The 24932-nt window shown below is 55.4% G+C and carries 20 protein-coding genes and 1 tRNA gene; 6 read left to right on the top strand and 15 right to left on the bottom strand.

From position 1 onward, the window contains the following. Positions 1 to 309: 309 nt before the first annotated feature. Positions 310 to 3918, bottom strand: coding sequence for an indolepyruvate ferredoxin oxidoreductase family protein (locus DFR37_RS22015; protein ID WP_113935303.1), 3609 nt, complete (start codon positions 3916 to 3918; stop codon positions 310 to 312). Positions 3919 to 4160: 242 nt separating this feature from the next. On the opposite strand from DFR37_RS22015, the gene DFR37_RS22010 reads away from it, so the two are divergent. Next, a complete protein-coding gene (locus DFR37_RS22010) occupies positions 4161 to 5063 on the top strand; it encodes a LysR family transcriptional regulator (RefSeq protein WP_113935302.1) in 903 nt (300 codons plus the stop codon). A gap of 386 nt (positions 5064 to 5449) precedes the next feature. Here the strand turns inward: DFR37_RS22010 and pnp are convergent, their stop codons facing one another. Beyond that, positions 5450 to 7609, bottom strand: a complete 2160-nt coding sequence (gene pnp / locus DFR37_RS22005) for a polyribonucleotide nucleotidyltransferase (protein ID WP_113935301.1) — start codon at positions 7607 to 7609, stop codon at positions 5450 to 5452. A 93-nt stretch (positions 7610 to 7702) separates the two neighbouring features. Continuing rightward, complete coding sequence (gene rpsO / locus DFR37_RS22000) at positions 7703 to 7972, bottom strand: 30S ribosomal protein S15 (RefSeq protein WP_113935300.1); 270 nt, start codon at positions 7970 to 7972, stop codon at positions 7703 to 7705. A 243-nt stretch (positions 7973 to 8215) separates the two neighbouring features. Between rpsO and DFR37_RS21995 the strand changes: the two genes are divergently transcribed. Beyond that, complete coding sequence (locus DFR37_RS21995) at positions 8216 to 8734, top strand: hypothetical protein (RefSeq protein WP_113935299.1); 519 nt, start codon at positions 8216 to 8218, stop codon at positions 8732 to 8734. A gap of 117 nt (positions 8735 to 8851) precedes the next feature. Here the strand turns inward: DFR37_RS21995 and pssA are convergent, their stop codons facing one another. The 5 genes from pssA to DFR37_RS21970 all read right to left on the bottom strand — a co-directional run bounded on the left by pssA (position 8852) and on the right by DFR37_RS21970 (position 13885). Continuing rightward, entirely contained in the window at positions 8852 to 9730 is an 879-nt protein-coding gene (gene pssA, locus DFR37_RS21990) for a CDP-diacylglycerol--serine O-phosphatidyltransferase (protein WP_113935298.1), read from the bottom strand. Between the two features lie 14 nt (positions 9731 to 9744). After that, positions 9745 to 10413, bottom strand: coding sequence for a phosphatidylserine decarboxylase (locus tag DFR37_RS21985; RefSeq protein ID WP_113935297.1), 669 nt, complete (start codon positions 10411 to 10413; stop codon positions 9745 to 9747). 112 nt (positions 10414 to 10525) lie between these two features. Next, positions 10526 to 11542, bottom strand: a complete 1017-nt coding sequence (gene ilvC, locus DFR37_RS21980; RefSeq protein WP_113935296.1) for a ketol-acid reductoisomerase — start codon at positions 11540 to 11542, stop codon at positions 10526 to 10528. Between the two features lie 112 nt (positions 11543 to 11654). Next, positions 11655 to 12146: an acetolactate synthase small subunit gene (gene ilvN, locus DFR37_RS21975; protein ID WP_113935305.1), complete on the bottom strand. Its 492-nt coding sequence runs from the start codon at positions 12144 to 12146 to the stop codon at positions 11655 to 11657. 17 nt (positions 12147 to 12163) lie between these two features. Continuing rightward, positions 12164 to 13885: an acetolactate synthase 3 catalytic subunit gene (locus tag DFR37_RS21970; protein WP_113935295.1), complete on the bottom strand. Its 1722-nt coding sequence runs from the start codon at positions 13883 to 13885 to the stop codon at positions 12164 to 12166. Between the two features lie 396 nt (positions 13886 to 14281). Between DFR37_RS21970 and DFR37_RS21965 the strand changes: the two genes are divergently transcribed. Next, positions 14282 to 16543 (top strand): FUSC family protein, encoded by a 2262-nt coding sequence (locus DFR37_RS21965; protein WP_113935304.1) that lies wholly within the window; start codon positions 14282 to 14284, stop codon positions 16541 to 16543. Positions 16544 to 16553: 10 nt separating this feature from the next. Here the strand turns inward: DFR37_RS21965 and yaaA are convergent, their stop codons facing one another. Then, positions 16554 to 17327 carry a peroxide stress protein YaaA gene (gene yaaA / locus DFR37_RS21960; protein WP_113935294.1) on the bottom strand — a complete coding sequence of 258 codons (774 nt, stop codon included), beginning with the start codon at positions 17325 to 17327 and terminating at the stop codon, positions 16554 to 16556. Between the two features lie 99 nt (positions 17328 to 17426). Further along, the gene (locus tag DFR37_RS21955; protein WP_113935293.1) at positions 17427 to 18209 is read right to left on the bottom strand and encodes a 3-hydroxybutyrate dehydrogenase; all 783 of its coding nucleotides are present in this window, start codon (positions 18207 to 18209) and stop codon (positions 17427 to 17429) included. Positions 18210 to 18405: 196 nt separating this feature from the next. Here DFR37_RS21955 and DFR37_RS21950 point away from each other — a divergent pair. After that, positions 18406 to 18495: transfer RNA gene (locus tag DFR37_RS21950), tRNA-Ser, on the top strand. A gap of 184 nt (positions 18496 to 18679) precedes the next feature. On the opposite strand, the gene DFR37_RS21945 is transcribed toward DFR37_RS21950, so the two are convergent. The 5 genes from DFR37_RS21945 to DFR37_RS21920 all read right to left on the bottom strand — a co-directional run bounded on the left by DFR37_RS21945 (position 18680) and on the right by DFR37_RS21920 (position 23778). Further along, positions 18680 to 18973: a hypothetical protein gene (locus DFR37_RS21945; protein ID WP_113935292.1), complete on the bottom strand. Its 294-nt coding sequence runs from the start codon at positions 18971 to 18973 to the stop codon at positions 18680 to 18682. Between the two features lie 373 nt (positions 18974 to 19346). Further along, positions 19347 to 19601: a hypothetical protein gene (locus DFR37_RS21935; protein ID WP_113935290.1), complete on the bottom strand. Its 255-nt coding sequence runs from the start codon at positions 19599 to 19601 to the stop codon at positions 19347 to 19349. A gap of 471 nt (positions 19602 to 20072) precedes the next feature. Further along, complete coding sequence (gene istB / locus DFR37_RS21930) at positions 20073 to 20828, bottom strand: IS21-like element helper ATPase IstB (RefSeq protein ID WP_113935289.1); 756 nt, start codon at positions 20826 to 20828, stop codon at positions 20073 to 20075. An 18-nt stretch (positions 20829 to 20846) separates the two neighbouring features. Next, the gene (gene istA, locus DFR37_RS21925) at positions 20847 to 22370 is read right to left on the bottom strand and encodes an IS21 family transposase (RefSeq protein WP_113935288.1); all 1524 of its coding nucleotides are present in this window, start codon (positions 22368 to 22370) and stop codon (positions 20847 to 20849) included. A 286-nt stretch (positions 22371 to 22656) separates the two neighbouring features. Continuing rightward, positions 22657 to 23778 carry a GTPase gene (locus DFR37_RS21920; protein WP_113935287.1) on the bottom strand — a complete coding sequence of 374 codons (1122 nt, stop codon included), beginning with the start codon at positions 23776 to 23778 and terminating at the stop codon, positions 22657 to 22659. A gap of 151 nt (positions 23779 to 23929) precedes the next feature. Here DFR37_RS21920 and DFR37_RS21915 point away from each other — a divergent pair, with 151 nt between their 5' ends. Together DFR37_RS21915 and DFR37_RS23100 are read left to right on the top strand one after the other, a co-directional pair. Next, entirely contained in the window at positions 23930 to 24361 is a 432-nt protein-coding gene (locus DFR37_RS21915; RefSeq protein WP_113935286.1) for a transcriptional regulator, read from the top strand. 91 nt (positions 24362 to 24452) lie between these two features. Further along, positions 24453 to 24608: a hypothetical protein gene (locus DFR37_RS23100; protein WP_170139992.1), complete on the top strand. Its 156-nt coding sequence runs from the start codon at positions 24453 to 24455 to the stop codon at positions 24606 to 24608. The last annotated feature ends 324 nt before the right edge of the window (positions 24609 to 24932 follow it).

The following is a 24932-nucleotide window of genomic DNA, read 5'->3' as shown; positions in this document are numbered from 1 at the left end:
GGCTTGGGCCGCAATCGTACGTTTCTTCTTCATTGGCACATCCATGCTGTTTACCTCGCATAATATGCCTCACCCACAAAATTCCGGATAGGCTCGGCTGGGCCAGTTGTTGACAGCACAGAACCAATCCGTATGGGCTCCGCAGCCATCGATGGCATTGCCGGGTACAGGCCGGCTAGTAGTACTACGCTGGCACATCCAGAACGAATCAAATTTAAAATTTTCATATTGTCTCCAGGTTTTATAAAAAATCAGGAATTTCTTTAGTTGGACAGTAGACCCCTACCGCAAACGTAAACTCCTTTTCAATCAGGCTATAGAGTTTCGTTTCAGTGACCGAATCTGTCGATTCGTACCGCCTCCTCCCAATTGCACGACCAAATCAGCCGCTTTCTCTTTCGTTTCCTTAATCGCCTTCGCCTTAACGGATTCATAGCCACGAATTTGTTCTGGCAATGAAAGCAATTCAAGTACTATGCTTTGATTTCCCAAGGTCAACCGCCCCATCGCAGTTTGGATTAGCCCGTTATACCAACGGATCAATTCTTGCTCCTGGCGACGCACCTGCAGGTAGCCAAATGGGTCAAAGGCAGTGCCACGCACAAACTTCATAGCCGACAGTATCTTCAGCAATGGACGTATCCAGGGGCCCATGCCTACTTTTCCGTTCAGGCCGAACCAACGCAAAAAGGGGGGCTGCAAATTGAAAACCATCCGGACGGATCCTGTAAACATTTCCTGCACCCGTTTAGAAAACGTGGACATAAGCAACAATCGAGCCACCTCATACTCGTCTTTGTATGCCATCAATTTGTGCAGGTTGCGGGCAACTGCATCGGTAACGGATAGTCCACTTCCCAAGCCCAAGGCCGATTTTTCCGCACCGGCAACGTCTGCAATAATTTTTAAGTAACGCTTGGCATAGGCCACATTTTGATAATCAATCAGATCGGCGGTTCGGGTATGAATCAATGACGTCAAGTTGCTGTCAAGCGCCAATTCGGCCGGCAACAATGACGATACAAGCTCATTGACACGGACATCTCCGCGTGGGTACCGTGCTTTGCGCTCTACCGTCCTATCCGCCAAAGCCCGAAACGGCGCTATCATTCTTTTTGATATTTCGGCTGGGGCATGGTGGGCCAGCCGCCCCGCGCGAAACGCTAAAATATTGGCCTGAGCTTGAGTGCCATTCAGACGTATGGCATCTTCAATGCTTTCTGCCGTAATAGGAAGCAGCCCTGCCTGATAAGCGGCGCCAATCATTACCATATTCGCCATCATGTAATCGCCAAATAAGCCTTCGGCAATTTTCCGCGCATCTACAACCACGGTATGACCAGAATCCGTTGCCGCGCGAATCGTACTGATCATATTGGCGCCGGGCATAGCAAGATGTGGATTTCGTATCATTTCGCCACTGGGCAGGAGCCCGGCGTTAATAACCGCCCTTGTATGACTTGAGGAACAGCAGTCAAGGTTGTGTTTATCAACTGCTGCCAATAAATCCAGAGCCAGATAAAGGTTAGCCTTGCCCAGGCCGACTCGATTCGTGAGAGGCGGGTTTGCTCCAGTAGAAACAATCAGACTGGAAAGCACGGCCCCCCATTTTTGAGCTGCCCCGGTCTGGTCATAGCTCTTAGCTTCATTGCCGTCGAGAAAGGCCGCTTGTGCCAAGATGGCATTCGCCGTGATAACCCCTGTGCCCCCCAAGCCTGGAATATAAATACTGTAAGGGCGCGACAAGGACGGAAGCACTGGATTGGGCAAAAACACATCGTCAAATGCAGGAGGTGTGGGTTTGCGTATGTTCGTACCCGCCGGCACTTCCACGGTAACAAATGAAGGACATTCGCCGTTGATGCAAGCTTGATCTTGATTGCATGACGACTGATGTATTTGAGTTTTTGCTCCGAATTCGGTATCGACTTTTTGCAGCGACATGCAATTGGCTTTTCGGCCACAGTCGCCACAATTTTCACAAACGTCTTCGTTGACCACAGTAAATCGCGTGGGGGCTGGAGCTTTACCTCGCTTTTGACGGCGCCGGCGTTCATTCGCACACTCTCCATCGTAAATAAGCACCGTTGTTCCAACAACCCCGGCAAGCTCCATCATTGACGCCTCAAGCCTATCGGATGGCCGGAGCGACACGATGGATGGCAACGTTATGCCCTTGTAACGTTGCGGTTCCTTGGCAATAAGTACTATTTTGGCGAGCCCTTCAAGAGCCAAATGAGAAATCAGATTAACGAGCGACGGTGCACCGATGGAAGTTTGGCCCCCTGTGTTGGCAATCACCCCGTTAAACAGAATCTTGAAGGTAATATTCACCCCCGCAGTCACAGCAAACCGAATATTCTGGTAGCTTGAATGCATCAACGAGCCATCGCCGATATTCTGCACTATGTGCTTGCGCGTCGTAAACGGCGAAAGACCAATCCAAGGCAGGCCCTCGCCTCCCAATTGGGTGACAGCTTCAATACGTTTGTCCGGCGTGTCCATCACAGCGGCAAAAATGTGGCAACCGGGAGCACCCCATGCAATTTGTCCTGGGGCAAGTTTGGTAGACACGTTGTGAGGACAGCCAGAACAGTAATTTAAAGTTCGTCGAGGTTGAACGCCATAATTGCGCGCAGCTATCTCGCGCAATTCCGCCAAACGCAAATTACCTAAAGTTGGGAGAGGCCGAATCGCCTCAAGAGCTCTACCCAACAGGGTCGCGATCAAATCGCTGTTAAGGCCCCCTTCAACCGGGAAAAGATTTTTGCCATGCACATCATACTTACCAACGAGTTTGGGCGATCCTACGGAACACAATGCATGGCCAATTTGACGCTCCAGAAAATCACGTTTTTCCTCGATGACAATAACGGTGGACAAACCTGTAGCAAACTCTCGAATAAAACCCATATCAAGCGGACACAACAAGCCTATCTTGGCAAGGCGAATTCCGGCACCACGCAATTCTTCATCGCCAAAACCCATGTCCCTTAAAGCCTGTCTCGTATCAGAGTAGGTTTTACCCGCGCTTACTATCCCGATACTGTCGTGGTCGCTCTGAATACTTATACGGTTCAACCGATTTTCGCGCGCATAAGCTTGTACCGCAGCATGCCGCTCGATATATAGCTGACGCTCCGTCTCAATATTCAGGCCAGGGAAAAACGTAAAATTCGCGACCTTTGCAAAAGGCTTCCCATCTATATCCAAATCCGGAATCCTGACACGATGCTGATCGGGCGAAAACTGCACCACCTCGCCGCCATCGCACAAAGGGGCAACAAGCTTTAGCGCTACCCAGCATCCGCTATAACGCGACATGGCTGCCGCATGTAAACCAAATTCGATAAATTCGGAAACCGACGACGGATATAAAACTGGAATTCCATGATGTTCAAAGGCAAATTCCTGCTGATAGGGAACTGTGGAACTTTTAGCTTCATGGTCTTCGCCGCTAAGAATAACGACGGCGCCATGAGTGCTCGTGCCAGCAAAATTCCCATGTTTCAAGGCATCACCGGCACGATCCAGGCCAGGGCCTTTGCCATACCAGTAAGCCACCACCCCATCAACATCTGGATGCGGATGTTCATCGATCATTTGCGTACCCATCAGGGTAGTAGCCGCCAACTCTTCATTTTGACCTGGTAGGTGAATAACACCGTGCTGCTTCAGCATGGCGCCGGCCTGGCCCAAAGCTATGTCGTACCCTCCCAGGGGAGAACCAGGGAAACCCGTAATAAAAGCTCGGCTACGCACTCCCGCGTGCCGATCATGGCGCATCTGCTCAAGTGGCAGCCGAATAAGTGCCTGTATCCCACTAAGGAAAACCCGGCCCGACTCTATGTTGTACCGATCCTCCAACCGAGGTGCTCGACGAACGGTTTCAACCTCTACTACAGCCTTATCAGTCATTGTCGGGCTGCCCCGTCAAGCAGCTTTACACGTACGCAATCCATCATGCACAACCCATGCATATGAAAATTCATTATGTCTCCACCAACTTATCAATTAGAAGTCTGCTTTTGCATCGTTCAACACCCGGCATCCAAGGGCTGACTGAACAATTGAACAGATACTATCAGCCGATATTTTATTAGTACAATCGATAATCTAATTAATAAATATAGAATTTTTAAATAAACAGGAATGCGCTTATGCACCACCCGATCGATCTGGCCCTGTTGCGGATATTCATAGCCATATATGAAACGAAAAGTGTAAGCGCAGCCGCTGAACGGCTATTCGTCACACAACCAACAATAAGCTACGGATTGGCTAAGCTGCGTAACGCCCTGAATGATCAGTTATTCACTCGTAGCAAATCCGGCATGGCACCCACACTAATTGCGCAGCAGTGCTACGAACGCTTCAGCCGTGCCCTGATTCAAATTGACGATACCGTTGAAAAAACACGCCACTTTATTCCTGAAACAACAAGTAGGCGGTTTAGGATTGCCATGTCCGATATCGGCGCGATGATATTTTTGCCTCCGCTATTCACGCGGCTACAGCAATACGCACCCAATATCGAATTGGAAATAATTCCCATAACTGCGGAAGGCCTTCCGGAATGGTTGGAATCGGGCAAAGTGGACGCTATCGTAGGCAATCTGCCAGCGATAAATAACATTAGCCACAGTACCGTTTTGTTCTCGGAACACTATGTTTGCTTAATGAGCAAATCACATTCGACCATTACTGGCCCAATGACCGCGCGGTCATTCAAACGTTCGCGGCATGCATTCGTATCGGCGCAATTCTCGGGCCATAAACAGGTCGAAGAAACGTTACGCAAAATGGGGGTACTACAACATACACCTTTGCAGGTGCCTCATTACAGCGTTCTACCCAAGCTCATCTCGTGCACAGACCTGATTGTCGTTCTGCCGTCGCGCGTTGCGTCCTTGTTCGAAACATATGAGCCCTTGAAATCCCTGCCTCTTCCCATCAAGGTTCCAGAGTTCGAAGTGCGGATGCATTGGGACAATCGTCATAAAACCGGTAGTGCACAACAGTGGCTGATTTCACAAGTTCAAGCCGCATTGAGCAATCTATGAGCCAAGCAACAACCGGAAAACAGGCCACAACAACGGTCCCAGCGCAATAATCAAGATCGTTACCCAGCCATAACGCTGTCCGAAATTGCGCAAGACAACGGACACGACAACCAGAATCACGAGAAAATCGTACCTACAATCACCAAATGCGCCATTTTGTTTCTGTGTTTATGGAATACAAACCAGCGTCCTAAGCTCGACGTGGGCCTAATTCACGCCTAGTCAAGGCTAACGTACTACCGCCGTAGAAATTGCGGATGCCACCATCGGCCTTTTTCGTCGGACGCCGGGGCGGTTGCCAAAAAAAACCGGATCAAGTCCGGTTTTTTACACTTCAGGCCGGCGCCAACCGGAAATACCCCGGCAAGCGCTGGCTGCTATCGTGCTTATTCAGCAGGCGCATCCGATGTTGCAGCAACGGGCCCGGTGGGACCACCCTGGGCTTCGATGCCGCCGATGGCTTTCATGGACAGGCGCAGACGGCCTTTGTCGTCGGCTTCGATAACCTTGATGCGCACAACCTGGCCGACCTTCAAGACATCGTTGATGTTGTTGATGCGGTAGTTGGCGATTTCGGAAATATGCAGCAAGCCGTCGCGGCCAGGCAGAACCTGGACGATGGCGCCAAAGTCCAGCAAACGAAGCACGGGGCCTTCGTATTCCTGGCCTACTTCCACGTCGGCAGTCAATTCCTTGATGCGGCGTTCGGCATCGCGTGCACGGTCCAGATCGGCGCTGGCGATGGTGATGGTGCCATCGTCGCCGATGTCGATCTGCGTGCCGGTTTCTTCGGTCAGCGCACGGATGGTGGCGCCGCCCTTGCCGATGACGTCACGAATCTTTTCAGGATTGATCTTGACGGTAAGCATGCGCGGAGCGAATTCGGACAGCTCGGTGCGCGAACCGTCGAGGGCGTCGCGCATTTTGCCAAGTATATGCAGGCGGCCTTCGCGGGCCTGAGCCAGCGCAACCTGCATGATTTCCTTGGTGATGCCCTGGATCTTGATGTCCATTTGCAAGGCGGTAATGCCTTGCACGGTGCCGGCCACCTTGAAGTCCATATCGCCCAGGTGATCTTCGTCGCCCAGAATGTCGGTAAGAACCGCGAACTTGCCGCCGTCCTTGATAAGGCCCATGGCCACACCAGCCACGTGATCTTTGATGGGAACGCCGGCATCCATCATGGCCAAAGAGCCGCCGCACACCGAAGCCATCGACGAGGAGCCGTTGGATTCAGTAATTTCCGACACCACGCGAATGGTGTATTGGAAGTCTTGTGCATCGGGCAGCAGTGCGATAAGCGCACGCTTGGCCAGACGGCCGTGGCCAATTTCGCGGCGCTTTGGCACACCGAAGCGGCCTGTTTCGCCGGTGGCGAACGGAGGCATGTTGTAGTGCATCATGAAGCGGTCGCGCGACTCGCCCATGATGGAATCGATGATCTGTTCGTCTTGACGGGTACCCAGTGTGGCCACAACCAGGGCCTGGGTTTCGCCGCGTGTAAACAGGGCGCTGCCGTGTGCGCGGGGCAAGACGCCCAGGCGAACGCTGATGGGACGTACGGTGCGCGTGTCGCGGCCGTCGATACGGGGCTCGCCGTTAAGGATTTGGCTGCGCACGATTTTGGCTTCGATGTCGAACAAAATGTTTTCAACTTCGACGCTATCGGGAGCGGCATCACCCTTGGCTTCAGCATGCGCCAGCAGCGCTTCCTTGACCTGTGCATAGGCTTCACGCAGCTTGGTCGTGCGTTCCTGCTTTTCGCGGATCTGATATACGGCCTGCAGTTTTTCCTGGGCAGCCGAGGTAATGGCCGTAATAAGCGCTACGTTCTTGGCTGCGGGCTTCCAATCCCACTCGGGCTTGCCAGCTTCGGCAACCAGATCATGAATGGCGTTGATGACAACCTGCATTTGCTCGTGACCGAACACTACGCCACCCAGCATGACTTCTTCGGACAATTGCTTGGCTTCGGACTCGACCATCAGCACAGCCGCTTCAGTACCGGCCACGACCAGGTTAAGCTTGGACTGCTGCAGTTGTGCGGTTGTCGGGTTGACGATGTACTGGCCGTCGACAAAGCCCACGCGGGCGGCGCCGATCGGGCCGTCGAATGGAATGCCGGAAATGGCCAAGGCAGCCGACGCGCCGATCATGGCGGCGATGTCGGGGTCGACTTCGGGGTTGACCGAAACGGTATGAATGATGACTTGAACGTCGTTATAGAAGCCCTCGGGGAACAGAGGACGCAACGGACGGTCGATAAGACGGGAGGTAAGAGTTTCTTTTTCGGATGGCTTGCCTTCGCGCTTGAAGAACCCACCCGGGATACGGCCCGCAGCATAGGTTTTTTCTACGTAATCGACGGTCAGGGGAAAGAAATCCTGGCCCGGCTTGGCCTTTTTGGCCGCCACAACGGTAGCCAACACAACTGTGTCGTCAATCGACACCAGCACAGCGCCGGAAGCCTGGCGAGCAATCTCGCCGGTTTCGAGCACTACCGTATGCTGACCGTACTGAAACGATTTGGTCACTTTATTAAACATTACGGACTATCCTTACAATAAAAAAACCGTGTACACCGCGATCATTCTTCGCAGTGTGCACGGTTGTACATAATGGGGAGCCAGCCCCGGATATCACTTACGCAGACCGAGCTTTTCGATCAGTGCGCGGTAAGAATCGGGATTGCGGCCCTTCAGGTAATCGAGCAACTTGCGGCGACGGCTAACCATGCGCAGCAAACCGCGGCGCGAGTGGTGGTCCTTCATGTGAGCCTTGAAGTGGCCGGTCAGTTCGTTGATGCGTGCTGTAAGCAGCGCCACTTGTACTTCGGGGGAACCGGTGTCGCCTTGCGCACGTTGAAATTGTGCAACGATATCGGATTTTTTGATGTCAGCAACAGACATGATTTTTAAGCCTCGTAAACATGCGCCAGCGCTGAGGTGCCCTGGCGTGAAATAATGACAATACAATTTTACTTAAGGTGCTTGCCGCCTTGAAACCAGCCGCCGTATTTGCCATACGCATTTTTGTTACAGGACTGATTTTTTGGCCGGGTGCACAATAAGCTTTCGCATTATAACGGATTGGCTAAAATTTGTTATCCGGGGTTTCAAACACCCTTTGTACCGCAACCGAACGGGGCCAGCATGAAGACCGCAACGCAACGCAGCATACGTACCGGACTGGGCGTCATTACCCTGGCCTTGTTGGGCGCCTGCGCCAATATGGCCAAAACACCCCCAGGCACTCCCGTCAGCCAGGTTGTTGCCCAATTCGGCCAGCCGACCATAGCCTGCCCCCTGCCCAACGGCGGCCAGCGCATGATCTGGAGCATGCAGCCCTTGGGCCAATACGCCTGGGGCACGAATGTCGACGCAGGTGGCCGCACCGACCAAATCGTGCCCGTACTGACCGACCAGCATTTCAAAGTGCTAAGCCAGGGCACATGGGCGCCGCAGCAGGTCTTGTGCGAATTCGGCCCGCCCGCCGAAAAGGACGGCGTGGGCCTGCCGTCCGAAATACAAATAGTCTGGAGCTACCGCTATCGCCAGGATGGCGTGTGGAATTCGTTGATGTATGTGTATTTCGGCCAGGACGGCTCGCACGTAACCCGCCACCATCCCGGCCCCGACCCCATGTACGAAGAACGGCCCCTGTGGTTTTAGGGCCCCACCGGCAAGCGGGCAACCGTGCCTTGCAAGGCCTTGCAAGGCCTTGTGACAGGCCGGGCTGGCATAGCCGCGCACAGGGCCGATACGCCTTTTGGCCCCGCGCCCTAACAACTAGTGCGGCGGAGTCTTGTCGAAGCCGCCCACTTTGGGGTCATTGGCGTCGGTTTTATTGGCCGTGTCGGTAAAGGTATGCGAAAAATGAGGCGCTTCAGCGCTATAGTCGGCGGCGCTTTCCTGGCGCATGCGGCTTAGCTGGCGCGCTCGGCGCCAGCGCCAGGCCATGACTGCCCAGCCTGAAAGCCCATACACCACGAACAAACCGAAAAGCACCAACGGGGGGTCGCTGGAGACAAACACAAACACGCCGACCAGGACCAGCATTACCCAGAAAGGCACGCTGCGACCCAGGGCGAAGCTTTTGCCGCTATAGAACGATGCATTGGAAACCATGCACACGCCCGCATAGACCGTAAGCGTGAACGCCACCCATGCAATGGTACCGTCTTGCAGGCGGAATTTATTGTCGACCGCCAGCCAGACAAACCCCGCAACCAAGGCGGCCGCGGCAGGACTGGGCAGGCCTTGGAAATAACGTTTATCGACAATGCCGATATTGGCATTGAAGCGGGCCAGGCGCAACGCGGCGCCCACCACGTAAATAAAGGCGGCCAGCCAGCCCCAGCGGCCAAGCCCTTGAAGCGACCATTCGTACATCACCAGCGCCGGCGCGATTCCGAACGACGTCATGTCCGCCAAAGAATCGTATTGTTCGCCAAAAGCCGACTGCGTATTGGTAAGGCGGGCAACGCGGCCGTCCATGCCGTCGAACACCATGGCCAGGAAAATTGCAATGGCGGCTACTTCGAAACGGCCATTCATGGCCTGCACTACGGCATAAAACCCCGCAAACAGATTGGCCGTGGTGAAAGCATTGGGCAGTAGATAAATGCCACGGCGGCGCTTGTTTTCGTCCAGATGAAAATTAGGCATGCGCGGACTCCGCTTCAATTGGGTACGTCGATTGGCGCCGGTAGTTCGGCCAGCACCGTACTGGTTGCGCTGACCTTGTCGCCAATGGCCACGCGCGGGCGTGAGCCAAGAGGAAGATACACGTCGACCCTGGAGCCGAAACGAATAAAGCCGTAGCGCTGCCCGGCGTATAGATGTTCGGCGGGCTTGGCATAGCAAAGAATGCGTTTGGCCACCAGGCCGGCCACCTGCACTGCCGTGACGACATGACCCTGCGGGGTATGCAGCACCATGGCGTTGCGTTCGTTCTCGAGCGAGGCCTTGTCCAGTGCCGCATTAAAGAATTTTCCGGGGAAATATTCGATGGACTGCACCTGCCCTTTTACCGGCGAACGATTCGAATGCACGTTGAATACATTCATGAACACACTGATTTTAAGCGCTGCGCGGTCGGCGTAGACATCGTGCACTTCTTCGACCGTGACAATACGTCCATCGGCTGGACTAAGTACGTTCAGTTCGCCGTCGGGCGCGATACGCGCCGGATCGCGGAAGAACTGCAATACGAACAGGGACAGCAGCCAGAATGGGATCGAGGCCCAGCCGGACCAGAAGCTGACCAATATGGAAATCAGCACTATGCCGGCCAGGAATGGCCAGCCTTCGCGTGCAATGAGAGGGTGGGGGTAGGAAGGTTTATTCATCGTAAGACGAAGAATAACCCAAATAGGCACTGCATTTGTGCAAAACGCCCTTGCGGGCGTCTTCGAAGCACTGCAAGCAAGCCGCCAAAGCGGCTTGCCAGGTATTGCTTTCTTAGTTCTTGGCCTGATCGACCAGTTTGTTGGCGGCGATCCAGGGCATCATTGCGCGCAGCTTGTTGCCGACGACTTCGATTTGCGATTCGGCGTTGATGCGGCGCTGCGAAGTCAGGCTGGGTGCGCCGGCGGCGTTTTCCAGGATGAAGTTCTTGGCGTATTCGCCGGTCTGGATGTCGGTAAGAACCTGGCGCATGACCTTTTTGGTTTCGTCGGTGACGATACGTGGGCCGGTGACGTACTCGCCATATTCCGCGTTATTGGAAATGGAGTAGTTCATGTTGGCGATGCCGCCTTCGTAGATCAGGTCGACGATAAGCTTCAGTTCGTGCAAGCACTCGAAGTAGGCCATTTCAGGCGCGTAGCCGGCTTCCGTCAGGGTTTCGAAACCTGCCTTGATCAGTTCAACCGCACCGCCGCACAAGACGGCCTGTTCGCCGAACAAGTCGGTTTCGGTTTCTTCGCGGAAATTGGTTTCGATGATGCCGGCACGGCCGCCGCCGTTGGCCATGGCGTAGGACAGCGCCAGGTCGCGCGCCTTGCCGCTGACGTCCTGGTGGACGGCGACCAGGTGCGGCACGCCACCACCCTGGCGGTAGGTGCCGCGCACGGTGTGGCCTGGAGCCTTGGGAGCGATCATGATGACGTCAACGTCGGCACGCGGCTTGACCTGGCCGTAGTGGACATTGAAGCCATGGGCGAATGCCAAAGCAGCGCCGGCCTTGAGGTTGGCGTCGACGTGGTTGCGGTAGACTTCAGCGATGTTTTCGTCCGGCAGAAGCATCATGACCAGATCGGCGCTCTTGACGGCCGCGTCGACTTCCTGGACCTTCAGGCCGGCGTTTTCAGCCTTGCTCCAGGAGGCGCCGCCTTTGCGCAGGCCCACCACGACGTTCACGCCGGACTCATGCAGGTTCAATGCATGCGCGTGGCCTTGCGAACCGTAACCGATAATGGCAACGGTCTTGCCCTTGATCAACGAGAGATCACAATCTTTGTCGTAGAAAACTTTCATTTATAAAGCTCCAATACTAATCAATATTTTAAAAAGAACCGGCGCAACGCCGGCCTCTGATTTATAGGTGGGATATCCGGCCTGCAAACCGCCGCAAGACCCCGAATTGTAATTACAACTTCAAAACGCGTTCACCACGGCCTATTCCTGAAACCCCGGTACGAACGGTTTCAAGAATGGCACTGCGATCCAGAGCCCCGATGAAGGCTTCGATTTTATCCTGATTACCGGTAAGCTCGATGGTGTAGACCTTGTCGGTGACGTCGATGATGCGGCCACGGAAAATATCGGCCATGCGTTTCATTTCGTCGCGCTCTTTGCCGACAGCCCGCACTTTGATCATCATGAGCTCGCGCTCGATATGCGGGCCTTCGGACAAGTCGACGACCTTGACGACATCGATAAGGCGGTTCAGGTGCTTGGTGATCTGCTCGATGACGTCGTCCGAACCTTCGGTGACGACAGTCATGCGCGACAGAGTCGGGTCTTCGGTGGGCGCCACCGTCAGCGTTTCGATGTTGTACCCGCGCGCCGAGAACAGGCCCACAACGCGCGAAAGAGCGCCAGGTGCGTTTTCAAGAAGGACGGAAATTACGTGTTTCATAGTCATTGCTCCGCCTCTTAAAGGTCTTCAGCGCCAAGCAGCATTTCGGTCAGGCCCTTGCCTGCCTTCACCATCGGCCAGACGTTTTCGGTCTGGTCGGTGATGAAGTCCAGAAATACCAGGCGATCTTTATGCTTGACGAAGGCTTCGCGGATGGCGGGCTCGACATCGGCCGGCTTGGTGATTTGCAGGCCCACATGGCCGTAGCTTTCGACCAGTTTCACAAAGTCGGGCAAGGCATCGACATAGGATTCCGAATAACGCGAACCGTAGTCGATCTGCTGCCATTGGCGCACCATGCCCAGATACCGGTTGTTCAGGCACAGGAGCTTGGGATTCAGATGGTATTGCTTGCAGGTGGAGAGTTCCTGGATATTCATCTGGATGGATGCTTCGCCCGTAATGACAGCCACATCGGCTTCGGGATTGGCCTTCAGTACGCCCATGGCATACGGAAGGCCCACGCCCATCGTGCCCAGGCCGCCGGAATTGATCCAGCGGCGCGGTTCGTCGAAACGGTAATACTGCGCTGCCCACATTTGATGCTGGCCCACGTCGGACGTCACGAAGGCGTTGCCGCCCGTGACTTCCCAAAGCTTTTCGACCACAAACTGGGGTTTGATCAGGGTATCGGAGCCTTCGTATGCCAGGCATTTCTTGGCGCGCCAGGTGTCGACCTGCTGCCACCACTTGGCCAGCCGGCCTGGGGCTGCCGGCGTCTCGGCCAGCGCCTGGGCATATAGCTCGTTGAGGTCCAGCAGCACATCCTTGACATTGCCGACGATAGGCACATCAACGCGCACGCGCTTGGAGATGGACGAGGGGTCAATGTCGATATGAATGATCTTGCGCTGGTTCTGTGCAAAATGCTTGGGATTGCCAATAACCCGATCGTCGAAGCGCGAGCCAACGGCAATCAGGACGTCGCAGTTCTGCATGGACAGGTTGGCTTCGTAGGTGCCGTGCATGCCGGGCATGCCCACGAAGCGTGGGTCGCTTGCCGGAAAACCGCCCAGGCCCATCAGGGTGGTGGTGCAAGGAGCGCCGGTGAGCTCGACCAATTGGCGCAATTCGGCCGATGCATCGGAAAGCACGACGCCGCCGCCCGCGTAAATCATGGGGCGTTCGGCAGCCAGCAGCATTTGCACGGCTTTTTTGATTTGGCCGGCATGCCCCTTGACTACCGGCGCATACGAACGCATGCTCACCTCGCCGCGCGGCGGCGTATATTTGCAGGTGGCAAGGGTAATGTCCTTGGGGATGTCGACCAGCACAGGGCCGGGACGGCCAGTTTTGGCGATATAGAAGGCGCGGCGCATGGTTTCGGCCAGGTCCTTGACATCGCGCACCAGGAAGTTGTGCTTGACGCAAGGCCGTGTAATGCCGACCGCGTCGCATTCCTGGAAAGCGTCTTCGCCTATGGCTGTGCTGGGCACTTGTCCGCTGATGATTACCATGGGGATGGAATCCATATAAGCGGTGGCAATGCCGGTTACGGCATTGGTCAGGCCGGGGCCGCTGGTAACCAGCGCAACGCCTATTTTGTCGGACGAGCGCGAATACGCGTCGGCCGCATGCACAGCCGCTTGTTCGTGGCGAACCAGGATGTGCTGAAAACTGTCTTGTTTGTATATGGCGTCGTAGATGTAGAGGACCGCGCCACCGGGGTAACCAAAAACGTGGTCAACGCCCTGCTCGGCCAGACAACGCACGACGATATCGGCGCCATTGAGTTCCATGTTGTATTCCTTTCGTAACCTGTACGAACATTCCGACTGGCCGTTGCGGGCCCGAGCTGTACCAACAGCAGCAACATGACCTGGCGTTTCGCGGTTCACGGAACCGCTCTACCCAGACACCTTGCTACCCCGGCACGCACTCGTCGAAACGAAGTACATGCGCTCTTCGTGAGCGCGGGAGGTAGAAACGGACGCCGCGGCATCACACGCTTGTGGCGCGGCCTGCGGCAAGTAAAATAAAGGCACAAAAAGCGGGTGGATAACCCGAAAAACGACACCTGAAAAGACGGGCCGTGGATAATCCGGCCGATCAAGCCAATATTTTACTGCGTTGCACCATCAGAATCAAATCGCATGCGTCTATACTTGACGCTGTCTCAGCAAGCGTCGGCGTTCATGGCCTCACACCTTCCGCAACTACAGCGTTTTTTCTATAGCCACTATTTTTTCGGCGGCCTGCGGCAGGGCATCGGGGTTCTACTGCCCGCCGTCGTCCTCATCAGCCTGTTCCAGCTATACGGACCGGGCATGGTGGCCTCAATCGGCGCCGCGTGCGTGGCCGTCATCGACCAGCCGGGCGGCCCACGGCGCTACAGCATAAACACCATGCTGGGCGCCATGCTGCTGGGTACGCTTATTGCCGCGGTAACCGGGCTGGCCACGACCCATATCGTGCTGATCTGGCTGATCGTTCCTGCCTTGTGCTTTCTATTTTCGATGCTTACCGTCTATGGCAAACAAGGCGGCTTGCTGGCGTTCGCCTGCCTGCTGATCATGACGCTGACCTTGCGCACGCCCATGGCGCCGCACGAGGTCTTGCTGTATGCCTCGTACTCATTCCTGGGTAGCCTTTTCTATTTCGCGTACAGCTTTCTGGCCCACCGGCTGTTCTGGTATCGGGGCGAGCAACAGGCGCTTTCCGTTGCATTGTTCGCCACGGCCGACTACCTTGCCGCCCGCGCCCGCTTCTACGACGTCAACACCGACCTGGAAGCCTGCTATCGCGAATTGATACTGACTCAGTCGGACATGACAGAAAAGCACCAGGCCGCGCGCAACGTCATACTGCGCGAGCTGCCCACCGGACGCCACAGGTCCGATCGGCGGCGCTACACGACGCTGAATATATTCATCGACATGGTCAGTTTGCTGGACTCTCTGGTGGCCACCCATACCGACTACGCCACGCTGCGCCGCAACCTGCCGGACAGCGATGTGCTGATCTTCGCCCGCGACGCCTTGTTCAAGTTGTCGGACAATATCGCGAAGATAGCGCTGAATACTTCGCGCAACCAAAGGACCACCGAGCGCAACAGCACCAAGGCCGAGCTACGCGCCATTGAATATGAGCTGGAGCAATACCGCAAGAACGGCCTGGCGCAGAACGAGCCAGAAGTCTACGCCCTGCTTGTGCAGGTCTTGCGCCGCCTGCGCAACTGCGCGCATATTGTCGCGCGCATGGCCGACCATACCCGCAAGGCAGACGCCTCGGCGCTGGTCGATTTGCGGCTGGAAAAGGCCTTGAACCGCTTCCTTTCGCGCAGCGAATTGCGCCTTGGCATGATCACCAGCAACCTGCGACTGGACTCGCCGTATTTTCGCTATGCCACGCGGGTGGCCATCGCCAGCGTCATGGCGCTGGCGGCTTCCGCCGTGTTTTATCATTTCCTGCCGCCGCAGAACAGCAGCGCCCATGCGGGAACGCACGGCTACTGGATCATCCTGACCATCATCATCGTGCTCAAGCCGGGCTATGCGCTGACGCGCCAACGCAACGGCCTGCGCCTTGCCGGCACTTTCCTGGGCTGCGTACTGGCACTGTTGCTGTTCAACATCACCTCCAGCCTGGACGTTTATTTCGCCGTGCTGGTCGTTGCCTGCATCCTGGGCTACAGCCTGCTGCAGGTGCACTATATGGCCGCCGCCGTCTTCACCACGCTTTATATTCTGCTGGTTTTTCATTTCATGTCGCCCGGCTCGAACTTCGTCATTGGCGAACGGCTGATCGATACCATTATCGGCTGCGTGCTGGCATTGTTGTGCAGTTATATCCTGCCCTGGTGGGAGTACAACTTCATGCAGTCGCTGGCTCGCGCCGCCCGCAATGCCAACCATCGTTATCTTGCATCGGGGCTGCACTACGCGGAACTGAGCCGCAAGGTGCTCAATGCCGGGGGTATGTCCCAGGCTGAACTGGAACAGCTGCGCGCCGACCAACAAGAAGCCGATGTCGCCTGGCGCCTGGCGCGCAAGAACAGCTACATTGCCTTCGGCAACTATGCCGCTGCGTTCTACCGGATGATGGCCGAACCGGTACGGCGCCAGCGGCATGTGCCCGAACTGAACCACTTGCTTATTCAGTTCCATATCATGTCGTCCCAGATCAGCGCCGCCATACCGCTGCTTGCGGCGCTGCCGGCCGTGCCGCAAGGCATACAAGAGTCGCTGGACGCCATAGACGCGCTGCTGCAAGACAAAAACGCCGAAGCGCCCGCATCCATTGAAACCGAGGGCGACCTGGCGGCCCTGGCCTACCCCGTGCGGCAAATGGTCAAGGCGGCGCAGCTTATACGCCAGGAAATGCGCGGACTGGAGCCCGCCCAGCCGTTGCCCACGCTGGGCCGCATAAAACCGCGCAAAGCCGCCGGCCAGGCCTAGTGTCCTGGCGTCAGGCCTGCTTGCGCCGAAACACCAGCTTGTTCTGAGTGGAGGCTTCGGGGGCGTAGACATAGCCCTCTGAATCGAATGCATGCAAGGCCGACACACGGCCGACCTTATGCTCGATGACGTAACGCGCCATCAAACCCCGCGCGCGCTTGGCGTAGAAGCTTATGATCTTCCAGGCTCCGTTTTTATATTCCTGGAATACGCATTGCACGACAGGCGCTTTCAATACTTTAAGGTCCACAGCCTTGAAATACTCTTCGGAAGCCAGGTTCAGCACTACTGAATGCTTGCCTTCGTCGATCCGCTCGTTCAGGTAGTCGGCAATGCCGCTACCCCAGTATTCGTATAAATTCTTGCCTTTCTTGGTGGCCAGGCGCGTACCCATCTCCAGGCGGTAAGGCTGCATAAGGTCCAGCGGACGCAGCACGCCGTACAGGCCGCTAAGCAAGGCCACATGCTCTTGCGCCCAGCCAAGCTGCTTGTCGGACAGGCTTGGGGCGTCCAGGCCTTCGTAGACGTCGCCATTGAACGCCAGGATAGCCTGGCGCGAGTTGGTCTGGTCAAAGCGCGGCACCCAGCCCGCATAACGGTCCACATTCAGTTTTGCCAGCGCATCGCTAAGTTTCATCAACTGCGCCACTTCGGTCGCGGATTTTTTCTTGAGCACCTTGATCAGGCCTTCGGCCTGTTCAACAAACAGGGGCTGCGTGTGCAGCGTCGATCGCACCGGGGTGTCGTAGTCCAGCTTTTTTGCCGGAGACAATAACAACAGCATTACCTATCCTTTCATGAAAGAGCCGGCTGCAACCAAGCAACCGGCCATAAACCGGCCGGGGCGGCCATCGGCCCCGGCTTGTGCCGTGAGAACGATTAATCAGCAGGCAGTCCAGCCGCCGTCTATCGACATGGAAGTGCCAGTCATCTGGTCGGCCGCCTCGGAGGCCAGAAACACCGCCGCGCCGCCCAACTGCTTGGGCGTGACGAACTGCAGCGAAGGCTGCTTTTCGCCCAAGAGCATCTTGGCCGCCTCGTCGAGGCTGATTTTATGCTCGGCCGCCATGGCCTGTATTTGCTTTTCGACCAGCGGCGTACGGACCCAGCCCGGGCAGATGGCATTGGCCGTGACGCCGTTGCCGGCGTTTTCCAGTGCGGTAACCTTGGTCAGGCCCACTACCCCATGTTTGGCTGCCACATAGGCGGACTTGAAAGGCGATGCCACCAGGCCATGCGCAGACGCTATATTGATGATGCGGCCCCAGCCTTGCTTTTTCATATGGGGCAGCGCCGCCGCCGTGCCATGGAAAACGGCCGAAAGATTCAGGGCAATGATCATGTCCCAACGGTCGATGGGAAAGTCTTCGATGAGGTCGGTATGCTGGATGCCGGCGTTGTTGACCAGAATGTCAATGCCGCCCATGGCCTGCACCGCCTGCTCGATGAAGTCGCGCGTGGCCTGGGCGTTGGTCAGGTCGGCATTGATGTAATGCGCTTTGACGTCGAATTCCAGCTCGATATTGACCCGCTCTTTCTCGATCGCGGCCGCATCGCCGAATCCGTTGATGACGACTTGCGCGCCGTTGGCCGCCAGCTCGCGGGCAATGCCCATGCCAATACCGCTGGTTGAACCTGTAATGACCGCCCGTTTCCCATTTAGCATATCGATGTTCCCAAGTAAGTTGCACTAGCGCGCCAAAGCAGTGAACGCCGCCATGGCCAACATGTCAAGGATAAACCAGACCCGCCATTATTGACGAGCGGCGCCCCGTTCAAGGGCGCTTGCGCACCCGATTATGCAAAACACAAATTTCCTTGGTAGAATAGCGGTCTTCTTAAGAAATCGACCTAGAAGACAAGGACAGGTGGCAGAGTGGTCGAATGCGCTGGACTCGAAATCCAGTGTACGTTTAGGCGTACCGTGAGTTCGAATCTCACCCTGTCCGCCATTAGACTTACGTAAACGATTGATTTTTAATCAAATAACTAGAAGTCATGGTACATCACCCCTCATTTCATCCCACAAAAAAATCAGGCTGGTCTTGGACCACGGCCTTGGATTTTCTTGGATGAAACAGCATAAGCTTGGATAACTTGGCCCTCTTCCCTTCCAGAGCCATAGCGAAGCAATAACTAGATCAAGTCTTTCGCTTCAACTATCCGATTCATCGCAGCACGAGCATCTTTATCCCACAGGTAGATCCGGACAAGCTTATATAAATCCATGTCCGCCACCGAGCCTCCTGATAGCTTGCACGCCTGCACCAGAGCAATGACACCCTGGTCAATTTGTAATCGCCCTATCTTTCGATAGTCGCCGGACTTTATAGTCTTCCTTGCTGGCTCGACATAAGCCTCACCCAAATAGTTTTTAAGAGCCAGGTTGATCGCAGCGTGACAGTCGTCACTCCGACTTTTTTCGGTCATAACGACGACCTCCTAAGTTGGCCTAAATCCATACCCGACAGCTTTGCCATAAGCTTGGCCTTGTCGATGTTATGAATGTCGTGCCTTTTGATCCACGAATGAATCGTGGCATTAGATACTGCCGCAGCATGTGCAGCCTTTGTTGGCCCACCGAGTCGGTCTACTGCTGTTCTTACGTGGTTTTGTGTTAGGGGAAAAAACATGGCGCTGGCTCCTTTGTTTGTTAAGCGCCAGGCAAATGCTTGATATTTTCATGTCAACTGCCTGATAAACTTATTTTAGTTCGACAATAAGCAAGCAATTGAAAAATAAAGAAAATAATCTAATTTCCTATGATTTTTTGCCATTGGGCTATGGCTATTTGTGTCCGCAATTATTTTGATCGGTCATCATCAATTTTTTTATTGTTGCGGTACGTCCAAACGATCCAGAACAAAGCCACAGCCAGAAACCCGACAGGCGCAATAGTGTCGTTGTTGCCGGAGATGAGCATAGCAACGCCACCGCCCACGCCAAACGCCAAGACACTAACACCCGCAACAGCAATGAAAAGCGCAATCGTAAAACCTGCGGCAATAATCGCAAAAATCACGATCAGAAACGCTATGAAGGCTAAGATGATGGCCATGTTTTTGCCTCGTGAAAATTAAATATTTATACGGACACGTAAATCTTTACCGAACTGTTTTTCAAGCTGACTATCGAGCTTATTCGCCACCCAGCTATGCGAGACGGCTGGCTGCAAAGCGCGAGGGTTGGCATATAAGGATGCGGTCACCTTTATGGAGCCGCCCCTTATTTCCTCCTTCCGCAGTTCAATAAAGCCATTCGATGCCATTTGCGATGACAGTCGATTTTCCGCATACCCACGCCCATAGTTGCTGCGATTTGCATGTTGCTTGATCCATGTGGGTATTCCGGTCGATCGTGACCATTGATTCCGGCTTCGTGACCAGGCAGTCCGGTATCGTGACCACCGATTCCGATGATCGTGACCACCTTGTCGGCGGTCGGCGGGATCAAGCGCGGATTTGATTGTACGTGAAGGGGTTTTCGGCCCCGGAACCGGGGCCACGAAGCAGGCAGATGATGCGTCCGATCAGGTGGCCGGCAAGCCACCGCCGGGCCGCTCGGGCGTGCGCAACGACTCGCCTTTGAGCACGATGCGGTGGGCCTGCTGCAACATCCGGTCAAGCATGGCGTCGGCCATTGCTGGGTCGCCTATCCAGGCATGCCAGTGCTCCACCGGCAACTGGCTGGTCACCAGGGTGGCGCGGGTACCGGCGCGGTCGTCCAGGATTTCCATCAGCGCCTCGCGCGTCAGGGCATCCAGGCCAACCAGGCCCCAGTCGTCCAGCACCACGACCTGGGTCTTGGCCAGTTGAGCCAGCCACTTGGTGTAGGAGCCGGCGGCCCGCAGGGTGCGCAGTTCTTCAGCCAAACGGGGTACACGCAGATAGCGGGTGCTGTGGCCCTGACGGCAGGCGTATTGCGCCAGGGCGCAGGCCATCCAGGTCTTGCCGCAGCCGGTGGCGCCGGTGAGGATGACGGTGTGTCCGGCGGTGGCCCAGTCGCTCAGCGCCAGGCTGGTGTAGCGGCTGCGCTCGATGCCGCGTCCGGGCCGGGTATCGAAGTCCTCGATGGCCGCCAGGGGATACTTCAGGCGGGCCTGCTGCAACAGCCTCGTGCAGCGACGTTCATGGCGGTGGTCGCACTCCTGTTGCACCAGTAGGGCCAGACGCTGCTCGAAGGCCAGCTCGCTGCTGGCGGGCTGTTCGCTCTGGCGCTGCAAGGCGGCGGCCATGCCCGGGAGTTTCAGTTCACGCAACTGCGCGATCGTTTGTTGATGAAGCATGGGGATTCTCCAGAGGTATCAGTGGTAGGAACGGGCGCCGCGCAGGTGCTCGTGCTGCGGGCTATGCCAGTCGGTGCCTGCGGGCTGCTCAACGCGATCACGACCGTTCACCAGGATGTCGCGCACCGCCCGGTAGTAGTAGGCGTGCAGCGTCAGGGCGATGGAGCAGGCGGCTTCCAGGCGATCTTTGCCGTAGCGCTTGGCCAGCGAGAGCAGACCCAGAGCCGAGCGGTAGCCGTGCTCGGGGTGTTTATGGCGCAGCAGCAATTGCTCAATGAGGGCACCGGTAGCCATACCAATCGACAGACCCCAATCGATCAGGCGCTGGGGCGTCCACTGGCGATGCGCCCGGTGGGCGGCGGGCATGTGGGACTCGACCGTCGTGAAGCCGCCTCGCCTGTCACTGCGCACATGCAGAGCAACGCGGTTGCCACGATGCAGCAGTTCCACCATATGGGCCGTGAGGCGAGCATCCAGGGCGCTGCCCACCAGGGCGTGGGGCACGCTGTAGCGGTGGCCGTCCACCTCCACGTGGTAGTCCACATGCACGCGTACATGCTTGAAGCGGGCATACGCGTAGCGGCTGGCCGGCAAGGGGCGCAAGGCCGGGGCGTCGATACTGGCAAATACGCTGGCGCGGCTGCCTGGCAGCTTCTGGAAGGCACGCTCATTGAGCTGCCCGAGCAGAGGCTGGATCGCCTGATTGGCCGCGCCCAGACTGGCCAGGCGCGTATGGCGCAGACGTGCCAGGATCCAGCGTTCGACGATCTGCACGGCTGACTCCACGCTGGCCTTGTCTTGAGGCGTATAGGGCCGAGCCGGCAGGATGGAGCAGCCGTAGTGCTGTGCGAAGTCCAGCACCGTGTCGTTCACACGCGGCTCGTAGCGATCAGGCTGCGCAATGACGGCGCGCGGGTTGTCGGGCACGATGAGCTCGGGCACGCCGCCCATGAAGTGCAGTGCCCCGGTCATGCCGGCGATCCAGTCGGCGGTCTTCTGCCCGGGCAGCGCCTGGGCATAGGTGTAGTGCGAGGCACCCATGGCGGAGACGAACAGGTGGGCACGTGTGCCGTCAGCCAGCGCCAGCGTCGGCCCGGCGAAGTCCACGAACAGCTTCTCGCCGGCCCGATGCACCTGACGCATGGAGCGTTTGAGGGTCTTGGCGTACTGCCGATACCGCTCGCAGAACTGACTGTATTGCAGGGTGCGCCGCCCCAGGTGATTGGCTTGATATTCCTGCCACAACAGCATAAGGGTGACGCCCTTGCGCGAGAGTTCGCGGTGGATGGCGGCGTAGTCCGGTATGACGGCGGTAGCCGCCCCGGTCCGGGCCGGGAACAGCCGTTGTTCCAGGGCGACTTCGCTTAAGGATTCAATAGCCGCCCAGTTCAGGCCCGCCCCTGCCGCAGCGGCCAGGTATTTGGCCACGACGCCCTTGGAGATGCCCAGGCTCTGGGCGCAATGGCGCTGGGAATGGCCCAGGCACAGCGTGTGATGAAGGATCGATTTGATCATGCGCATACTCAGTAATGGCGGTGGCATGTGGGCTCCAAAAAGCCCGACACACTACCGCAGGGTTGAGGTCAATGCGCTTGATCCCGCCGCATCGTCGCGGCGGTGGTCACGATCATCGGAATCGGTGGTCACGATACCGGAATCAGAAAAAACAGCTTGAAAAGATTGACTGGTCACGATCACCGGAATCGGTGGTCACAATCATCGGAATACGCACCATGCGTCAACCTCTGACCATTTGAGTTTGCTGCCACCGAAAATGGATTCGGCAAGCCGGTAAGCCAGGATAGCAACGACAGGGATTGGGTTCATTTTATTTTGCTGAAAGTAACCGGGTAAAGATACTCATCAAGCGTTCGGTATCCGTAAAATCACTCAAGGAACAGTTTTTTAATTCTTGATTACCCCTGGATCGGAAGTCATTGAAGGATTTTTTTAGGAAATCAGTGTCATTTAACCCATGGTTATTTTCAAAAGCCCACTTTATGGCAGCCAACATAGCAAATGTTATGGTCACAGCAATAACGGCAGCAGCTAAATCCAATACTCCGTTAGGCGGCAAAAATGATTTTGCAAATATGTATGCGTTGGCGCCAAGAGCTTGTCCTACGAATCGAGGTAATAACCCCAAGGCGGTCGATTTGCTTAAGATCTCCCCTGTGTACAGATAATTCAGGGAACTAATTGCGACAACTTGCGTGGCCGTAATATAGGCAGTGCTACCTGGTATAAAAGCTTCAGCCGCAACGGCAGCAAGCGCTGCCAGTATGATTTTGTTTGCATATGCGCTTTTATTTCGTAAATGCTTGGCAAACAATATGGCCTTCTTTTCTTGTTCCAAAAAACGGAAGATTTCATCCCGGATCTTATCAATGCCTCTGAGATCCATTGGCGCGTTTGCACGCAGTCGGGGATCGTATCCCTTGGTGCAGCAGCCAAAAATATTGTCGGCTCCAAGCGCCACCTTCCATTGACGCTGGACGTCTTCAAGAGCAGAGTCCTCAAGGTCGTCCCATTCGTCAATTTTATTGAGTACAAGAATGATTTTTTTGCAGTGTTTTGCCAAATTATCGTAGTTGGCTTTTTGTGATTTATCAGCCGAGCCTGTTACCACGAAAATGCCGATATCTATTGAATTGAGGAAGTTTTCAGCCTCTTTTACGTTCTTCTCATTGATGTCATCTAATCCTGGACAATCTACGATAAGCACATTCTCGTCCAGCTTGTACGGTGTGGGTTCTGTCGTGGCACCCGACTCCGGGCTTACTTTGGCTACTGGATCTGAACGATCGCAACCGAGAATTGCATTTAAGAATGAACTTTTTCCGCTACTGACTTTGCCTACCAACGCGATGTTTACATGTTCGTCATAATTCGGTTGTTTCTTTTCATATTCGCTATTGAAACGTTCATCAAACTGCTCTTGCTCGGTCATTCTGAGTTCTCCTGTGGAAGATAGCTATAGCGCATGTCTATTTCTGTGGCCGGCTAATAGGTCACAGGTCGAGCTGAAGAGTAAACCATTTAGTATTTCGTAACAACCGAATGGTTCTCCGTTACAGATTCACCTGGGTGACACTTTCGGCATGTCAACCCAAGATGAAAAAATTGCCTTTGCAGAACGGCTAAAACAAGCCCTGAAACGCAGCCGCAAGAAGATTGAAACGGCGGCAGACCTTGCCTTGCAATTCAACCTTCGGCATCCGAACGAGCCCATTACGCCGCAAGCGGCTCAAAAATGGCTGGCTGGTAAATCTCGGCCCACAGTGGATAAGATCGCAACGCTGGCTGACTGGCTTAATATTTCTGCCCAGTGGTTGAGGTTCGGAATTGGGGAAGCACGCCCTCAGGCTACGCGGCTAGTATCCAAGGAGCCCGAACTAAATGACAGTGCCACACTCAGCGACGACGAGCGTCAATTAATACAGAAAATGCGTTTGCTGACGGAGCACCGCCGCTACCTGATTACGCAACTGGTACAGGAACTGGCTTTAGAGCAGGAAATGTGGCATAGCTAGGCATGGCCTAGGCTGAGTTCAATATTCAGTGTCCCAGTGGGTATAAGAAGGGTGAAAGTAAATCTCTTAACCCTTCCCGAGGATACCCACCATGAAACAATCCGTTCTGTCATTTTTGCTTGTACTGCTAATTGAAGGCATTTGCGCAATTGCGGCCTTTCTTAAAGAGAAATTAATGCGTAACGTCAATCGAGGCCAGCCCTTTGGCTCGGGTTTTGGTTTTGACCCGGATGCCGAGTTTGCCTAATTCATTGCCTCCCACCTTCCCGGCAATAGCTCACTCCATTTAGCCCAAACGGCTAACCCTCTCTCGAAATAAACAACGCACCAACTACGCCCGCTGCTCTCCGGTAGCGGCTTTGTCGTGCGCTGCGTATATGTAAAGGAAACCAAATGGCACACCTTGTAGAAAGCATGGCCTACGCCAATGACACCCCCTGGCATGGTCTTGGCAATCGCATCTCAAACAAACAACGTGAATCACACCGGGTTTTGAGGAGGCTTCATTTCTTGAGAGAATGGAGCCATGAGCAAGAACAATAAGTTTTCCCCTGAGGTACGTGAACGCGCG

It is taken from the genome of Eoetvoesiella caeni (assembly GCF_003315175.1).
Lineage (GTDB): Bacteria > Pseudomonadota > Gammaproteobacteria > Burkholderiales > Burkholderiaceae_B > Eoetvoesia > Eoetvoesia caeni.
Note: the sequence above shows the minus strand (reverse complement) of the source record. Positions and strands in the feature narration are given on the sequence as shown.

Excerpts from the sequence above, each read along its gene's own strand:
- DFR37_RS21915 (WP_113935286.1), top strand. The coding sequence starts at position 23,930 with ATGTCAACCCAAGATGAAAAAATTGCCTTTGCAGAACGGCTAAAACAA.
- DFR37_RS21965 (WP_113935304.1), top strand. The coding sequence starts at position 14,282 with ATGGCCTCACACCTTCCGCAACTACAGCGTTTTTTCTATAGCCACTAT.
- ilvN (WP_113935305.1), bottom strand. The coding sequence starts at position 12,146 with ATGAAACACGTAATTTCCGTCCTTCTTGAAAACGCACCTGGCGCTCTT.
- pnp (WP_113935301.1), bottom strand. The coding sequence starts at position 7,609 with ATGTTTAATAAAGTGACCAAATCGTTTCAGTACGGTCAGCATACGGTA.
- DFR37_RS21995 (WP_113935299.1), top strand. The coding sequence starts at position 8,216 with ATGAAGACCGCAACGCAACGCAGCATACGTACCGGACTGGGCGTCATT.
- DFR37_RS21970 (WP_113935295.1), bottom strand. The coding sequence starts at position 13,885 with ATGGAACTCAATGGCGCCGATATCGTCGTGCGTTGTCTGGCCGAGCAG.
- DFR37_RS21920 (WP_113935287.1), bottom strand. The coding sequence starts at position 23,778 with ATGACCGAGCAAGAGCAGTTTGATGAACGTTTCAATAGCGAATATGAA.
- DFR37_RS23100 (WP_170139992.1), top strand. The coding sequence starts at position 24,453 with ATGAAACAATCCGTTCTGTCATTTTTGCTTGTACTGCTAATTGAAGGC.
- DFR37_RS21955 (WP_113935293.1), bottom strand. The coding sequence starts at position 18,209 with ATGCTAAATGGGAAACGGGCGGTCATTACAGGTTCAACCAGCGGTATT.
- ilvC (WP_113935296.1), bottom strand. The coding sequence starts at position 11,542 with ATGAAAGTTTTCTACGACAAAGATTGTGATCTCTCGTTGATCAAGGGC.
- istB (WP_113935289.1), bottom strand. The coding sequence starts at position 20,828 with ATGCTTCATCAACAAACGATCGCGCAGTTGCGTGAACTGAAACTCCCG.
- DFR37_RS22015 (WP_113935303.1), bottom strand. The coding sequence starts at position 3,918 with ATGACTGATAAGGCTGTAGTAGAGGTTGAAACCGTTCGTCGAGCACCT.
- DFR37_RS22010 (WP_113935302.1), top strand. The coding sequence starts at position 4,161 with ATGCACCACCCGATCGATCTGGCCCTGTTGCGGATATTCATAGCCATA.
- pssA (WP_113935298.1), bottom strand. The coding sequence starts at position 9,730 with ATGCCTAATTTTCATCTGGACGAAAACAAGCGCCGCCGTGGCATTTAT.
- DFR37_RS21945 (WP_113935292.1), bottom strand. The coding sequence starts at position 18,973 with ATGACCGAAAAAAGTCGGAGTGACGACTGTCACGCTGCGATCAACCTG.
- rpsO (WP_113935300.1), bottom strand. The coding sequence starts at position 7,972 with ATGTCTGTTGCTGACATCAAAAAATCCGATATCGTTGCACAATTTCAA.
- yaaA (WP_113935294.1), bottom strand. The coding sequence starts at position 17,327 with ATGCTGTTGTTATTGTCTCCGGCAAAAAAGCTGGACTACGACACCCCG.
- DFR37_RS21985 (WP_113935297.1), bottom strand. The coding sequence starts at position 10,413 with ATGAATAAACCTTCCTACCCCCACCCTCTCATTGCACGCGAAGGCTGG.
- DFR37_RS21935 (WP_113935290.1), bottom strand. The coding sequence starts at position 19,601 with ATGGCCATCATCTTAGCCTTCATAGCGTTTCTGATCGTGATTTTTGCG.
- istA (WP_113935288.1), bottom strand. The coding sequence starts at position 22,370 with ATGCCACCGCCATTACTGAGTATGCGCATGATCAAATCGATCCTTCAT.